Origin of the sequence: Brucella pseudogrignonensis, from assembly GCF_002252525.1 — a bacterium.
In the GTDB taxonomy this organism is placed as follows: domain Bacteria; phylum Pseudomonadota; class Alphaproteobacteria; order Rhizobiales; family Rhizobiaceae; genus Brucella; species Brucella pseudogrignonensis.
In genome coordinates, this window is the sequence record NZ_NNRM01000006.1 from 97,737 (window position 1) to 113,790 (window position 16,054).

Sequence of the window (16,054 nt, forward strand, 5' to 3'; positions counted from 1 at the left end):
GCACCATTTTGATTCAATTTGAGAGAAACGCGCTCTAGACAACGCGACATGAAGGTCGCGAACTTATGGGTATGGATACTCGATCCCGCCCATTTTCATGGGCGGGGTGAGATATTCAAAAGTTATGCGTTGCTGCTTAGCGGATGCCCTTGGCAGACAGTTCAACCACCTGCTTGGCTTTGTCCTTGGTAATCAGGTTCGGGCCCGACGGCACATTGCCGCCCGGCATCAGGCCGTATTTCGCATTGAGCGCCAGAAACGCAACTGGCAGATAACCCTGCAGGAACTGTTGCTGGTCAATCGCGAAATCCGCTTTTCCGTTTTCAACGGCCTCAAGGAAGCCAGCCGACATATCGAAAGTGGCAATGTGAATGCCTTCGCGACCACTTTCTGAAGCTGCCTTTACGGCTGGCTCACCGGCCAGCGTTGCATTCAGCGTCAGAATTGTATCGACCGCCGTGTCAGATGCGAGTGCTGCACGCACCTTGGATTCATTTTCAGTCGGATCAGCCGAGGTGGGCAGAACTGTCACATCGCCAAAACCTTCCTTGAAGCCCGCGCAACGCTGATCAAGCGAGACGTTACCGACTTCCTGATTGACGCAGATGCCTTTCTTGCCACCAGCCTTTTTAAGTGCTTCACCGGCAACCTTGCCAGCATCGAACTCATCCTGACCGACATGCAGCAAGGCACCAAGCTTTTTGGAAGCATCCGAACCTGCGTTCATCGAAATAACCGGAATACCGGCTGCAACAGCACGTTCAATCGACGGCCCGAGCGCGTCGGCATCGGGAATCGAAACAACGATGCCCTGCGGGTTCTGGTTGATTGCAGCATCAATCAGCTGCGCCATCTGCACCATGTCGAATGTTTCAGGTGCGCGATAATCAACCTTTGCACCTGTATCCTTGGCTGCTTCCGCAACACCATTCTTCACAACCGACCAGAAAGGATCGGATGCCTGGCCGTGACTGACAACAACAATGCTGACATCCTGTGCCTGCGCCGCAAATGACGCAGCCATCAGCGCAACGCCAGCAACTGCCGATTTCAATAGAGATTTCATGTTCACTCCTCCCTGCCCGGCACTCCCCGCCGGTTTGTTAATTTATCTGCACCTCGTTCAGAGCTAATTCCGGGGCTGCCTCCACGCATTTGATCCCGGCAATTTCGCTGCAATCTTTGTCATTTAATAGAATGAAACATTCATTAGAAAATTCTCGTGGAATTATAATTCCATTTCTGTTAGCTCATGTCAATCACATAAGCAGCAGTCAAAATGCACATGCAATTTAGCTCTGGGAGGAGAGAATGGCAGTTGTAGCAGGCCTGATCGGCTCGGGTTTCATGGGCAAAACTCATGCTCTCGCCCTTGCGAATGTAAACCGGATTTTCGACCTGCCGATTACGGTCGAGCTTCACACATTGGCCGATGTGGACGAGAAAACCGCCTCACGCGCAGCGTGTCAGCTTGGCTTTGCTCATTCCACAGGCAATTGGCGTGACCTGATCGCCAATCCGGCCATCAATCTGATCGATATCACCACCCCAAATCGCTTTCATAAAGAAATGGCGCTTGCAGCCATTGATGCAGGCAAGCACGTCTACTGTGAAAAGCCATTAGCTCCAACTGCCGCCGAATGCCTTGAAATGACACTCGCTGCCGAACGGAAGGGCATTCAAACCGCCGTCGGATTCAATTACCTCAAGAACCCGATGATTAAGCTCGCTAGAGAAATCATTGAGAGCGGTGAAATTGGCAAAGTCAGAAATTTTCGCGGCATCCATGCCGAAGACTTCATGGCCGACCATCGAATTCCTTGGTCATGGCGACTTGATCCGGCAGGCGGTGGTGGCGCACTTGCCGATATAGGCAGCCATATCATTGCCGCGGCACGCTATCTGGTTGGTCCGGTTGCCGAGGTGATGGGCAAAAGCGTGACAGCAATTGTAGAGCGTCCCGACCACAACAACCCGTCGCAGATGAAAGCAGTCGAAGTGGATGATATCTGCCATGCTTTTCTATCGTTCGAGAATGGCGCAACCGGCACTATCGAAGCGAACTGGCTCGCCAGTGGCCGCAAAATGCAACATGATTTTGAGATATCGGGCTCAAAGGGCTCGATCTTTTTCTCGCAAGAGCGCTTCAACGAACTCGACCTATTCCTTTTCTCTGACAAGAAAGGGCAACAGGGTTTCCGCAAGATCTTCGCAGGCCCAGACCACGAGCCTTATGGCGCGTTTTGCGTGGCTGGCGGGCATCAGATTGGCTTCAATGATCTGAAAACGATTGAGGTGCGCGACTTCCTGTTAAGTATTGCAGGACAGAATACAGGTCACGCCGATTTCCGCGAAGGCTATGAGGTGCAAAAAACTATCGAAGCCATCTACGTATCCAGCCGCGAGCGGCAGTGGAAACCAATATAATCTACCGAAAGTGCTTACGCGTATGCAGGATGAATTCGTGCTCGATCTTCATCAGCTGCGCGTCGATGCCATAGACCTCTTTCAGGAGCGCTGGATTGAGCACCTCTTCCGGCGCACCATCGGCGACGAGCCGACCCTGATTAAGCACAATCAGCCGGGTGCAATATTTCGCGGCCAGTCCAAGATCGTGCAGCGAGGCGATCACCGTCTTCTTCTCGATTGCCAAACCGGCAAAAAGCTCCATCAATTCCAGCTGATGGGCCGGATCAAGCCCAGCTACAGGCTCGTCAGCCATAATGATCGGCGTATTCTGTGCCAATACCCGCGCGATCAAGGCGCGCGCTCTTTCACCGCCCGATAGCTCGTTAGCAGGACGTGACGCAAGTTCAGCCACACCCATGCGCTGCATGGCAGTCTCGATCACAGTTTCATCGTCACGGTCCAGTCCTGCAAACACAGGCTTCAGTGCTGACCGCCCAAGCGATACCAGCATCCTAACTGTTACCGGCCATGCAACATCGCGTTCCTGCGGCAGATAAGCGATGATCTTGGCGCGATCCGCAACATGCATTCTTCGGAGGTCCGAGCCATCCAGCAGAATTACACCGGTCGAAGACGTAAGGCCCAAAAGCGCACGCAGCAGCGTGGTCTTACCTGCACCATTTGGACCTATCAGCCCGATAAACTCACCTTCACCTGCCTCGAAACCGACAGCTTCAAGCACCGCTTTGCGCCCCAGCGAGACATCAAGATTGTGGACTGAAAGAGTGCTCACACCAGCCGCCTCCGATATTTGAAGACAAGCCATAGGAAGAATGGGGCGCCAATGATTGCCGTTAACACTCCGAGCTTTAATTCGCGCCCCGGCATAATCACTCTCACCAGCACGTCGGCAGCCAACAGAAGGGCGGCACCGCCAAACGCACTGGCAACAAGCAGACGTGACGGTCGCGAACCGACCAGCGGGCGCAACAGATGTGGCACTACAAGCCCTACAAAACCGATTGCTCCCGCAACCGCAGTCGATGCGCCAACGGAAGCTGCAGTGCCAAGGACAGCGAGAATCTGAACGCGCGAGAGATTGACGCCCATGCTGGCCGCGGCATCCGATCCCAAGGTTAGGCTATCAAGCGCACGCCCCAGTGAAAACAACATCGCCCAACCGATCAGAATAAAGGGTGCGGCAAGCCACACATGCGTCATCGACCGATCGGCAAGAGAACCCAGCATCCAGAACACTATTTCCATGGCAGCGAATGGATTAGGCGACAGATTAAGCGCCAGTGCCGTCATCGCCCCGGCGAGACTGGCGACGGCAACACCTGCCAGAATGACAGTCAGTGTTCCGGCGTGACGCCCCGCCAGCGTCTTGACGAGAAAGACCGACACAAACGCGCCGACCAGCGCCAGCAACGGCAAAGCCAACGGGAAAACCTGCGACAGCCCCGTATAAATCGCAATCACCGCACCTAGCGAGGCCGAAGAACTCACGCCAAGCAGCCCTGGCTCGGCCAGCGGATTGCGCAGATAGCCCTGAAGAGCAGCACCTGAAAGGCCTAGCGAAGCACCAATTAGCAAGGCAAGCAAAGCGCGCGGCAGCCGGATTTCGCGCATAACCAACACGATCACATCCCCCTGCCCGGCAAATAGCGCCCGAATGCTCTCACCCACACTGATGGATGCCGGACCAACCAACAGCGAAAGCGCAAATAGCACCAGAACCATCAAGCCAAGAACAACAAGCAGGAGATAAAAACGACCAGTTTCAGTCACGCGCAGCCTCCGCGAGCTTCGCAACAGCTTCAACGCTGAACGGCCCGCCACATACTGTCAGATTGTCGTTGAGCGCCACGCTTCGCGTGTGCCCTTCGAGCGCGCGCAATGCCGGATGCTCGAAATTCTCAAAGGCCAGTGCGGGCGGTCGTCCCCGCGATCCGCGCAACAAAATATCAGGCTTTTCCATAACCAGCATTTCCAGCGGCAGCATAGCTGAACCACGAACACCCGCCTTATCGGCGATATTATCAAGCCCGGCCAGACGGATTGCTTCATCAATCAGCGTGCCGCGTCCCGACGTATAACTATTCGCATAATAGAGCGCGACGGTCTGTTTATGGTCAGGCTTTTGGATTGCTGAAAGAGCCATATCCATGTCTGCAATCTGCCGAGTTGCTTCGCTTTCACGGCCGAGCAATTCGCCCATGCGCTTCATATGCGCTTTGATATCCTCAAAAGAGCGTGCAGGCGCGAATTCCTCTACCTGCACACCCAAATCCCGCAACAACCCAACCGTGGCACGCGAAGAAAACGTGCCCGCCAGCACCAGATCAGGCTTCATGAGGAACACTTCTTCAGCCTGCCCATGGTTGATGGGCAGCTGTTTTGCTCTCTCGGTCATCACAGACAGAAGCGGGTCACGCGAGAGATACGACACCGACTGCAGCTGAGTGGCATCTGCCAGCAGCATCGCCAGCTGATCTGTACAGACATTGATCGACACGACGTGCTTGGGCAATCCATCCGCATGAGCGGGATGAAACGCAGTCAGAAACAGGCCGGCCAAAAGGCCAAACCTGATTTTCCATAACCCGGACTGCGTTTTCATGTTGCGCATCTCGTCAGAAATTCCGCGTCAGCCCGATATTAAAGCTGCGCCCCGGTGCATTATAGCCGGACGTTGTCTGGTAATCCTTGTCGAAAATATTCTCTACCGAAAGCTTCATCTGCGATTGTGTGTCGATGTTATACAGCGCGATGAAATCAGCCGTCACATAAGGATCAAGCTTCTTGGTATTCGCGGCAGTTGTGTAGCGCGAACCACCGTAAAGCAACCGAGCCGTTAGATCGAGCTTGTCGATAGGCTTGAAATTCACTTCAGCTGTCGCCTTCAACCGCTCGCGATATGGCAAATCTTTATCAGTATCTTCATCAATTGGCTTTTTGAGGTCGAGTGATCCTTTTACCGCCCAAGTTTCGTTGAAGCGATGAGATAGCGCCGCTTCGAAACCCGTCACTTCTGCACGCGCGATATTGTAAGGCAGATAGGATGGTGCCGTGCTCATGATCGCATCACGTAGCCATGTCTTATAGAAAGCCAAATCGAGACTTGTATCGGCTGTTGCTTGCCAGTTCAAACCAATCTCATACGAGCGGGATTTTTCCGGCTGCAGATCGGCATTCGCAAAGCCGGGATAGTAAAGCTCATTAAAGGTCGGCGCACGGAAGCCAGTGCCAAACGAAGAACGCAGCACGAGATCAGGCAGGATTTCGTAGCTCGCGCCGAGATTATAGGTGACCACGTCACCAAACTGCTCATTATAATCGTAGCGCACACCGCCATCAAAGCGCAGCGCATCATATTCGAGCGAGTATTGCCCGAATACCGCAGCCAGATCACGACTGGTTTTGGCATATTCGGTCGTAGCGCTGACTTCCTCGCGGTAAGCTTCAACGCCACCGGTCACCACATGCGAAACATTGCCCGTTTCAAACTGCTTTTCCGTCGAGGCAAAGATGCCATAGCGCTTGGTTTCAAACAGATCAGACCCGCTAACCCCCTTACGGAAATTTCGGCTGTGATCTAGACCAGAGCTGAACTCGATCGTCGAAGACCAATCAGCGGTGTGATCGATACGCGCACCCAACTTGCCGCTAAATGCTGTTGTATACGCTTCATTAGCAGACGGGGCTTTGGCATCATATTGATTGCGGCCGCGGCTCAGGAGGCCATCAGTATAAATCTTCCCCCAATCAAAATCCTTCGACAGCGAGAAGTTAAACGAACCCTGTAGAAAACCATCACGATCAGGCTCATAGCCAAAGGAATCTGGTGTCGTAAAATTATATCCCTGTGTGCCTGTGACAGCGGCACCAAAGGCATAATCAATGCCGTCCTTGCTGCGTCCCTGAAGCGAACCGGACGCATAACCGCCCCATGGATGCGTAACCCCCGTTGTCAGACTTCCGCAGTAGGAGCGCTCCCCGCAGGCTCCACCCTGCTTTGTGATGATATTAATCACACCACCCATCGCATCCGCACCATATTGCGAGGAATGCGCGCCTTTCGCGATTTCAATACGATCAATTGAACTCAGTGGAATATTGGAAAGCGCTGTTGCTCCGGTCGTTGCTGATGCGGTTCGCACACCGTTGACGAGAACAACCGTCTGTTTTGACGACATACCGCGAATGTAGAGATTGGAAGACGATCCCTGCCCGCCATTGGTGGTAATCGAAATTCCCGGATAGTACTGAAGAAGCGATTGCAAATCAGGCGCTGCTGATCGGTCGATTTCCTCCCGATCAATGACCGTGACGGACGATGTGGAGCGCTGCAAAGACGTTGCACGCCTCAACGGTGTGACGACAATCGTATCAAGCACAACGCCATCCTGCACGCTCGCCTTCGTCTGAGCGAATACGTCGAGCGGCGTAACCACCAGAACGGTGGATGCGAGATATGCCGATAGTTTGAGAATATGCATTATTTCTACTTCCTGCGTGCAAGCCTTGCTTCACCGCAGGTGTCAGAAATCAGGGCGGAAGCGCCTTGTCTTTGTCCCACGGCAACATTTCACAATGTCACCGCTACGGACGGCCGCGACTGGACACCCCTCGTGTCAGCCATGGGTGACTGGATACGGCAGGTCTCCTGACTTCCGGGTCTTCATCGGTCCTCCGCCTTCCCGAACGTGAATATTCAGTGGCTATGATCGCAACTTACGATCATGGGAGGATGACTCGCCGGTCACAGTTGCGGGGGCAGTCTCGGTCTCAGCTCTTCAAATGAGCCTCACCGTGTTCCCTTTTCATCCATCCTTGCGGACAGAACCGTTTCCTGTGGCGAGCGATAGCAAGGGGATGGCAGATTATCAACTGCAACAATGTGCCCCATCTGAATCACATTCAGAACCAATTGATTCAGATGGTTGAACTGTATGGATTTTTCATCTCAGGAAGTCGCGGAAACGACGCAGTGCAAAGAAGAAAAGAACGCTTCCGATTACAATCATGGCCAGCAATTGCGGCCACACGACATTGAGTCCAGCACCGCGGAACAGCACCGATTGAGCGAGCATCACGAAATGCGTATTGGGTGCCGCCAGCATGATGTTCTGAATGATCTCCGGCATACTTTCGCGCGGCGTTGTACCACCCGAGAGAACCTGTAGTGGTAGCAGAACCAGCATCAGGAGAAGCCCGAACTGAGGCATAGAACCAGCAATCGTTGCTAGGAAAATGCCAAGGCTCGTGGTCGCGAAAAGCTGTAATGCAGCACCCGCTAAAAACAGCGTCAGCGAACCATTGATCGGCACCGCGAGAATGCCCTGCACAACAACAACCAGTGAAAAGGCAGTCGCCACCAGCACCACCATCCCCATTGACCAGACCTTAGAGACCATGATCTCAAGTGGCGTCACCGGCATGACCAGCAGATGTTCGATTGTGCCATGTTCGCGCTCGCGGATGAGAGCTGCGCCCGTCAGAATGATCGAAAGCATAGTTACCGATGAAATGACATTGGTGATCGCACCGAACCAGCCTTTGTTCAGATCCTGATTGAAGCGCGCACGTAGGTTAAGTCCAACCGGTGTTTGCGTCTCCCCGCGATAGCGATTAACAAACTCATTCACTTCGCTCGAAACAATCGACTGCACGTAACCGCCGCCGGTAAAGGCCTGACTCATGCGCGTTGCATCGACATTCAGCTGAATCGTTGGCGAACGCCCGGCAAGCAGATCGCGCTGAAAATTCGGCGGGATATTGAGCGCAAAGGTATCGAGGCCAGAATCCATCCGTTTATCCATCTCATGAGATGAGATGAGCTTTGGCGGCACAAAATACGGCGGATAAAACGCAGTCGTGATGCGACCCGAAACCGGTGACTGATCCTCATCAACGATTGCGATTGCCGCATTGTTGAGATTTTCCGGCATAGCCTTTGCAGCGGTATAGATCGCAAGTGTGAAGGCATAGACGATAAGCAGCAGAAGCATCGGATCACGCGCCAGTCCGCGCAGTTCCTTGACGCCAAGCTGGAATATATTGGAAATCCGCATCTCAGCCCGCCTGCTTCTTGAGAAGTACAATGCCGAGAACGGTAAGAACCGGTATGGCAATCAGCAGCGGCAGGAATGATCCGGCGAGATCGGAGAAATCGAGCGCCTTTGAGAAAGTCCCGCGCGAGATCGTCACGAAATAGGTCGTCGGATAAATCTTGCCGATAAACGCACCTGCCCCCTGCAAAGACGAGACCGGATCGATAATGCCAGAATATTGCACTGCGGGAATGAGTGTCAGCAATGCAGTGCCGAAGATCGCCGCAATCTGGCTATTGATAAAGGTTGAGATCACCAAGCCCATGCCGGTCGTAATGATGACATAGAGAAGCGCCGCCGTGGCATAGGTCAGGAAACTGCCTGTGAATGGCACACGGAATATGAAAACAGCAAAGGCCGTCAGCATCAGGAAGTTGAGAAAAGCAAGCGCGATATAGGGCAGCTGTTTGCCTAGCAAAAACTCGAACTTAGTCACCGGCGTCACATAGAAATTTATGATGGAGCCAAGTTCTTTTTCACGTACAACGCTCAGAACCGCCAACATTGCAGGGATCATCAGCAGAAGCAGCGGGATAACTGCTGGCACCATGGCCACAAGGCTCTGGACGTCCGGATTATAACGATAACGAATTTCCAGATTGAAGTTGCCGACAGTGGCGTTGCTTCCATATAGCTCGCGCGCTTTTTGTGTCAGCCAATTGGCATGCATTCCCTGAACGTAACCACGCACGGTTTCCGCTCGCGTCGGCATGGCGCCATCGATCCAGGCACCAATTTCGACGGGACGACCACGCGCGACATTGCTGCCGAAATTCGGCGGGATCTCAATTGCCAGGCTGATTTCACCTTCGCGCATACGCCGATCAAGGTCGTCATAATCGGTAATGGGTGCTTTTTCGGTGAAATACCGGGAACCAGCAAGTTGCTGCGTGTAATCCCGACTGATCGTCGTATCGTCACGATCCAGGACAGCGAATGTAAGATCCTCGACATCAAGATTGATACCATAGCCGATAACGAACATCAGGATCACAGTGCCCAGAATGGCCAATGTCGCCCGGATCGGATCGCGTTTCAACTCCAGCGCTTCGCGGCGTGAGAAAGCCAACATTCGCCGAGGATTTGGCAACCAGCCCGCGCGGGCCGTCGTGCTTTTCTCAACCTTTTCAGGCTGAATCTTCACCGCCTCTTGAACGGCTTTCTCAGGCGCTGTTTCGCCAATTGCTTCTTCGAGATATGCGATGAAAGCGTCTTCAAGTGTTGCTGCATTACGGCTTGCGGTAATGGCTTTTGGCGTATCGCTGATCAACACCTTACCAGCATGCATCAAGGAAATGCGATCACACAGTTCCGCTTCATTCATGAAATGGGTCGACACGAAAATCGTGACATTGTCGTTGCGCGAAAGATCGGCAAGGATTTGCCAGAACGCATCGCGCGCAACTGGATCAACGCCTGAAGTTGGCTCATCGAGAATAAGAATATCCGGCGAATGGATCAGCGCGACAGCCAGCGACAGGCGCTGGCGGATGCCGAGCGGCATCGAGTCGGGAAGATCATCCATAACGCCAGCCAAATCAAACCTTTGGGACAGTTCCGTGATTCTGCGCTTGGTATCTTCTTCCGCCATGCCAAACAGCTTGGCGTGAAGCTCCAGATTTTGATGAACTGTCAGTTCGGAATAGAGCGAAAACGCCTGCGACATGTAACCAACATGACGGCGTATATCGATATCCTTTGGGTCGACTTCGCGTCCAAACAGCCTTGCCGTGCCTTCGCTTGCAGGCAACAAGCCGGTCAAGACCTTCATCGTCGTGGATTTGCCGCAACCGTTAGAGCCGAGGAAGCCGAAAATCTCGCCGCGCGGAATACGGAAACTAACATTGTCGACGGCAGTGAAATTGCCAAATCGCACCGTGACATGCTCGGCTTCGATAGCGATGCCGCTATCTGCCTGCGCATTGCGCGGTGGCATTACTACTTCGCTGTGCCCTTGCCGAAGCTCCTCCGGCAAAAGCGCGATAAAGGCCGCATCGAGATTAGGCGTCTGGGTTTTCTCAAGCAGTTCCTGGGGTGTGCCGGTTGCAAGAATCTGGCCATCATTCATCGCAACCAGCCAGTCGAAGCGTTCGGCTTCCTCCATATAGGCCGTGGCCACAATAACGCTCATCCCCGGACGATCTTTGCGGATATCGTCGATCAGTTCCCAAAACTGACGCCGTGATAAAGGATCAACGCCCGTTGTCGGCTCATCAAGGATCAGCAAATCAGGATCATGGATCAGTGAGCAGCAAAGACTTGTCTTCTGCTTCATGCCACCCGAAAGCTTACCAGCCGGGCGATCAGCAAAAGGCGACATGCCCGTTCGCGCCAGAAGATCAGCAATACGGCGCTCGCGCTCGTGCTTATCGTGACCAAACAGTCGTCCGAAAAACTCAATATTCTCGAACACGGAAAGCGTCGGATACAGATTCTTTCCCAAGCCTTGAGGCATATAGGCGATGCGCGGGAATGCCGACTGGCGATGACGCTTGTCGGCAATATCGCCGCCGAGCACTTCAATCCTGCCCTTCTGCATAACGCGAGCGCCAGCAATCAGCGACAGAAGGCTCGACTTTCCAACGCCGTCAGGCCCAATCAGCCCGACCATGCAGCCGGCAGGCACCTCGAGCGAAACATCGCGCAATGCTTCAGTTGATCCATAGGACAGCTTCACGCTATCTGCGCGAACGACAAAGCTGTCGTCGCCCACGCCAGCCTTTATCGAAGCCCCACTCATTTTACTGTTTCCGCGAGATTCTTCGGCCATTCAGCATTTTGATCAAGTTTCACGTAAGCCATACCCGGAAGCCCGGTTTTGACCTGCTGAATATATTTCTGAAGCAATTCCTGCGGGATTTTTGCCTTAACGCGGAACATGAGCTTTTGACGCTCTTCCTCCGTCTCAACCGACTTTGGCGTGAACTGCGCAACATCGGCTACGAAACTAATCGTAGCAGGGATCACATATTGAGGTGCGGCATCGAGCACAATACGAGCATCCGCGCCAATGGCCACGCGACCAGCCTGCGAAGTCGGCAGGAAGAAAGTCATATAGACGTCGCTGACATCCACCAGATTCAGCACGCGACCGCCAGCAGACAATACTTCACCCGGTTGCGCAACACGATATTGCACGCGGCCCGGCTTTGGCGAACGCAATGTGGCATCATTGATATCTGTATCGATGGTGGCAATCGCCTCCTTTGCAGCTTCAACCGCAGCTTCTGCATCAACAACTTGTGCCTTTGCAGCACTGATCGCAGCCGCCGTCGCGGCGAGCTGCGCCTTTGCAGCACCCACGGCTGCCTCAGCACCCTGCGCGGTTGCGCGATCATCATCCAGCACCTGCTGAGAGACTGTGCGCGATTCTGAAAGCTGTTGCGAACGGGCCAAACGGCGATTTGCAGCGTCCAGTTGCGCTTCGCGCTGTGCGACCGTGGCCTGAGCGGCGGTTTGCTCGGCTTCACGCTGGACAACCAAACTTTTCGCTGTCTCAATGCTTATTTCAGCGCGACGAAGCTGCGCTTCAGCCTGTTTTCGCTGGCTCTCGAGCTGGGCAGTATCCATGCGCGCCAGAACCGCGTTTGCCTCAACAAACTGTCCTTCGTCGGCAAGAATTTCGCGGATACGTCCGGGGCTTTTGGTGGATACATCGATCTCTACGGCTTCGATTCGCCCATTTCCGCCAGCAATGCCTTCCGGCAGTCCGGGGTCGCTCAGTGCTTTCCAGGCATAGTAGCCTCCGGCTACCAAAGCCACGACTACACCAGTTGCGATCCACTGCTTGCGATTAAACCCCATGCCGAAACATCCTCTGCGTCATCATCTTGCGGGTCCGCAAAGCAAAGCTATGCGGCAAACGATACTACTCAGTCAGATTGAATTCTGTATTTTCACTTGGGAGTGCGTGCCTTGATTAAAATCAACTATACTCAAATGCACCGCAATTTCATGCGTTAAATAATAAATATAAGAAAATTCGCGGGTGCCGATTTAGTGAGATGGAGGGCAATGCTGACAGCACCCGCTGGCTGTCGACAGTACAACATTGCAAAAAGATCGCGCTGGTGCGCTCGACAGATCCTTGAATTGTTTAAAATTAGCCGGGGCGTCGCTTTGGTTGGGCCTCGACGCCCCGGAGATTGCCGACTCTGGTGGAACTCGGCAACAAGCGATCATTAGCATCCGCTGGCGGAGGCTTTCTTTGATTTAAATCAACCAGATAATAAATAACCTGAATGTGCCGCTATTTTTCAGGTCGACACTTACCCCAGGTCTTTTTCAAGTATGACGATACGCTCTTGAGCTTCGGATCAGACAAGAAACCCTGTCGAAAAAGAATACTGCCTTTGACCTCCGGTATAGCGCTGTTGAGGTCAAGCTGGCGCTTGATTTCATCGACGCCATTTCCCGCAAGCCATTCAGGCTCAGCCTTACTCGAGGTGCCAGCGCGATAAAGTGCCATACCGATATAAAGATCAGTATTTGTGCCTTTAACTGTATCCGCCCACCATCTGACGATAGGGCCATAAGGCACATCCTTGCGGCCTGACGACCAATAGACCTGCGGCGCGATATAATCGATCAGCCCATCTTTCACCCAGGCACGCGTATCAGCAAAGTCTCCATCATAATTGGTCTTACCCGCCCGCGTTGGCGAACCAAGCGGATCGTTAATCTGATTGCGCCAGACGCCGCCAGGGCTGATACCAAAGCGAACATGCGGCTTGATGGCTTTGATCTTGTGCGATATTTCCTGCACCAGCGTATAGGTATTGTGACGCCGCCAGTCATGCTTGCTGGAGAAATGCGTCCCGAAACGTTTGAATGTCTTGTCATCCTTGAGTGGCGAGCCCTGCGTTTCGTAATAGAAATAGTCATCGAACTGGATTCCATCGACATCATATTTCTGGACAACTTCAGCCGTGATGTTAGTGACCCACTGGCGCACTGCCGGAATACCGGGGTCAAGCACATAGCGATCCGCAGATATGCCTACCCAACCCGGATTGGTTTTATAAACGCTAGGCGGAGAATCGCTGGAAGAATTATTCAGTTCTTTTCGCGTTGCCGGTCGCACATCCATAGAAACACGGTAAGGATTGAGCCAGGCATGTAGCTCGATTCCACGCTTGTGCGCTTGCGCGATCGCAAAGCGCAGTGGATCGAAGCCCGGATCTTTTCCGAGTGTACCCGTCAGATAAGATGACCACGGCAGATAGTCTGATTTGTAGAAAGCATCCGCAGCAGGTGAAACCTGAAAGATCACGGCGTTAATGCCATGTTCGGATGCTTCTTCAAACATTCGCACCAGTTCCTGCTTCTGGCGCTTCACGCGTTCGGAATCATCCTCAATCTGAGTGGAAGCTCTGGATGGCCAATCCAGATTAAGAACAGTCGCAACCCAGCTCGCATGAAAAGTATCGCAATCAAGTGGCATGGATTATCGCAGTCCCGTTCTATTCTAATATTAACGCCATATCTGGTTTGATATGATCAACTGGGTAACTACTTTAAAGATGTATAAAGTCAAAGCGAGGGCACGATGTATAAGAATATCCTAGTCACCACAGATGGTTCAGAGTTTGCAGAGCGCGGTCTCATTCATGGATTTGATACCGCGAAAGCCATGGGTAGCAAGGTGACGGTCCTCACCGTGACCGCCCCCTATTCGCTTTCCGGCCTGCCTGGCGGCTTTACTGACAGTCCGGCCTTTATCGAGCGTTATGAAGAAGAATGGAACGATTACGCCGATGCTGCACTTGCCCGCGCCCGTGAACTGGCAAGTCAGGCTGGCGTTGAAATCCATACATTGCATGTCGTGGCGCAGCATCCAGCCACCTCAATCATTGAAACCGCAAAAGAATTGCGCAACGACCTGATTGTGATGGCGTCGCATGGTCGCCGTGGACTGAAAGGCATGTTGCTCGGTAGTCAGACCTATGAAGTCGTTACGCGAAGCACTGTTCCGGTGCTGGTGGTTCGCTAGATTCAACCGGCCTGATGACCAGTGGCGCTTTCAATATCAACGCGAAAGAAAACAGGTTCCAGTTTGCGTTGCTCGCCGCCACTGGTGATGGTCTTGGTATAAGCAGGCTCCCACCATGTCGGCTCGTTTGAGAGCATATTGACGATCGCAGCCTTTTCTTCCTCGCGCGTGATCTCGCGATAATGACCGTTCACCACAACGCTACGCCATTCCGTTTTTGAAATGATGTGATCGAACAAAATGCAGACCGCATCATTTTTCCGCATAGCCTCAGTCTTCTGACCATCGGTAGTGAAGGAATAAAGCGCCCCACCGCTGAATCGAAAACCGAGCGGCACCACAAATGGTCGATCACCAAGAATATAACCCAACCGCCCGATCTGGGTATGCTGGATCATATCACGGACATCAATTTCAGACATTTCCTTGATTATCATGGCAAGCGTCCCTCGTTCAGCTAATCTGTTGTTAGATTACTATAGGGCGGCGATTGCGCTTTGACCGCAATCAAAACATGAAAATCAGACGAACAGGCGCCCTTCAGCAATCTTGACTGCCGTACCGCCAATACGAGCACCGGTGAGTGTCTGGTTTGACACATCAAGTTCAAGGCGAATACGCGAGGGGCGCCCCATCTCCATGCCCTGCTCGATCCACCATTGTGAACTTCCATCCACCGGCTGGTCTTTGGCCAGAATCATGCCTGCAAAAGCCGCCGCTGCAGACCCCGTCGCGGGATCTTCATACACATTCGAGCCTGTCACAAACATGCGTGCGTGATAATTACTGTCGAACAGAATTGTTTCGCGGCAATAGACATAAATCGGCAATGGTCGATCGCCCACATGCGGCAGACTTTCGCTCACATAGACAGGATCGATGGAGACTTTGGCTGCAGCGATCAGGTTATGAACCGGCACAAGAAGATAGGGTGTGCCTGCGCTCCAGACAGCAGGAATATGGTTTTCAAAGCCGATCTCATGCGTGCCTAGCCCGATTGCGGCGGCTGCCTCTTCCTTCTCGATCTTGATATCGAGCTTTTCCGGCAAACGCGGCAGATCAAATTCTGCAAAGGCGCTGTTTTCACCTAAGATGACACCACAGCGAACGATACCTACCTTCTCTTCAAGCGTCACCAGCCGATCCGACTCGTCGCCTGTTCTGCGATGACGTGCCAGCGATACCGCAGCACCAACCGTCGGATGACCGGCAAATGGCAACTCGTAGTCCGGGGTAAAAATGCGGACGGCTGCCTCATGCATCGGATTTTCAGGCGGAAAGATAAAGACCGTTTCGGACAGATTGAATTCGCGCGCAATGGCCTGCATACGCGCGTCAGTCAGCCCTTCACTCTCGTGCACAACAGCCAGCGGATTCCCAGCCAGAGCCTTATCGGCGAAAACGTCGAAAATCTCATAGTACCGGCCAGCACTGGCAGCTTCGGTCATCGTTCACCTCTCCCTCACTTCAGTAAGGCCATAAGCCTTGCTTTGCGAGCATAGTCAATTTCGTGGCGCTGTCATCTGCAAGAACTGAT

13 protein-coding genes and 1 riboswitch are annotated in these 16,054 nt (G+C 53.2%); of the genes, 2 read left to right on the plus strand and 11 right to left on the minus strand.

Going from position 1 to position 16,054, the window contains the following annotated elements; translation table 11 throughout:
* Window positions 1–136 precede the first annotated feature (136 nt).
* A complete protein-coding gene (locus CEV34_RS01845; protein ID WP_007875639.1) occupies window positions 137–1,066 on the minus strand; it encodes a sugar ABC transporter substrate-binding protein in 930 nt (309 codons plus the stop codon).
* A 245-nt stretch (window positions 1,067–1,311) separates the two neighbouring features.
* On the opposite strand from CEV34_RS01845, the gene CEV34_RS01850 reads away from it, so the two are divergent.
* The gene (locus CEV34_RS01850) at window positions 1,312–2,427 is read left to right on the plus strand and encodes a Gfo/Idh/MocA family protein (RefSeq protein ID WP_094543167.1); all 1,116 of its coding nucleotides are present in this window, start codon (window positions 1,312–1,314) and stop codon (window positions 2,425–2,427) included.
* A gap of 1 nt (window position 2,428) precedes the next feature.
* Here the strand turns inward: CEV34_RS01850 and CEV34_RS01855 are convergent, their stop codons facing one another.
* The 8 genes from CEV34_RS01855 to CEV34_RS01890 form a co-directional block, all read right to left on the minus strand.
* On the minus strand, window positions 2,429–3,202 hold the full coding sequence (locus CEV34_RS01855; RefSeq protein ID WP_007875642.1) for an ABC transporter ATP-binding protein: 774 nt from the start codon (window positions 3,200–3,202) through the stop codon (window positions 2,429–2,431).
* Window positions 3,199–4,200, minus strand: a complete 1,002-nt coding sequence (locus tag CEV34_RS01860) for a FecCD family ABC transporter permease (RefSeq protein ID WP_007875644.1) — start codon at window positions 4,198–4,200, stop codon at window positions 3,199–3,201. Before CEV34_RS01860 ends, CEV34_RS01855 begins: the two co-directional genes overlap by 4 nt.
* Window positions 4,193–5,032 carry an ABC transporter substrate-binding protein gene (locus CEV34_RS01865; protein WP_007875646.1) on the minus strand — a complete coding sequence of 280 codons (840 nt, stop codon included), beginning with the start codon at window positions 5,030–5,032 and terminating at the stop codon, window positions 4,193–4,195. The genes CEV34_RS01860 and CEV34_RS01865 overlap by 8 nt, the downstream gene beginning before the upstream one ends.
* 13 nt (window positions 5,033–5,045) lie before the next feature.
* Window positions 5,046–6,911 (minus strand): TonB-dependent receptor domain-containing protein, encoded by a 1,866-nt coding sequence (locus CEV34_RS01870; protein ID WP_094543170.1) that lies wholly within the window; start codon window positions 6,909–6,911, stop codon window positions 5,046–5,048.
* Between the two features lie 140 nt (window positions 6,912–7,051).
* A riboswitch (cobalamin riboswitch) is annotated at window positions 7,052–7,277 on the minus strand.
* A gap of 96 nt (window positions 7,278–7,373) precedes the next feature.
* On the minus strand, window positions 7,374–8,486 hold the full coding sequence (locus CEV34_RS01875) for an ABC transporter permease (protein WP_007875653.1): 1,113 nt from the start codon (window positions 8,484–8,486) through the stop codon (window positions 7,374–7,376).
* A gap of 1 nt (window position 8,487) precedes the next feature.
* Window positions 8,488–11,265 carry a ribosome-associated ATPase/putative transporter RbbA gene (gene rbbA, locus CEV34_RS01880; protein WP_007875655.1) on the minus strand — a complete coding sequence of 926 codons (2,778 nt, stop codon included), beginning with the start codon at window positions 11,263–11,265 and terminating at the stop codon, window positions 8,488–8,490.
* Window positions 11,262–12,329 carry an HlyD family secretion protein gene (locus tag CEV34_RS01885; RefSeq protein WP_094543172.1) on the minus strand — a complete coding sequence of 356 codons (1,068 nt, stop codon included), beginning with the start codon at window positions 12,327–12,329 and terminating at the stop codon, window positions 11,262–11,264. Before CEV34_RS01885 ends, rbbA begins: the two co-directional genes overlap by 4 nt.
* Before the next feature lie 445 nt (window positions 12,330–12,774).
* Window positions 12,775–13,968, minus strand: coding sequence for a glycoside hydrolase family 10 protein (locus CEV34_RS01890; RefSeq protein ID WP_007875664.1), 1,194 nt, complete (start codon window positions 13,966–13,968; stop codon window positions 12,775–12,777).
* A 105-nt stretch (window positions 13,969–14,073) separates the two neighbouring features.
* Between CEV34_RS01890 and CEV34_RS01895 the strand changes: the two genes are divergently transcribed.
* Window positions 14,074–14,517, plus strand: coding sequence for a universal stress protein (locus tag CEV34_RS01895; RefSeq protein WP_007875666.1), 444 nt, complete (start codon window positions 14,074–14,076; stop codon window positions 14,515–14,517).
* A 2-nt stretch (window positions 14,518–14,519) separates the two neighbouring features.
* On the opposite strand, the gene CEV34_RS01900 is transcribed toward CEV34_RS01895, so the two are convergent.
* On the minus strand, window positions 14,520–14,954 hold the full coding sequence (locus CEV34_RS01900) for a pyridoxamine 5'-phosphate oxidase family protein (protein ID WP_007875668.1): 435 nt from the start codon (window positions 14,952–14,954) through the stop codon (window positions 14,520–14,522).
* 84 nt (window positions 14,955–15,038) lie between these two features.
* Window positions 15,039–15,965: a PhzF family phenazine biosynthesis protein gene (locus CEV34_RS01905; protein WP_064320798.1), complete on the minus strand. Its 927-nt coding sequence runs from the start codon at window positions 15,963–15,965 to the stop codon at window positions 15,039–15,041.
* Between the last annotated feature and the right edge of the window lie 89 nt (window positions 15,966–16,054).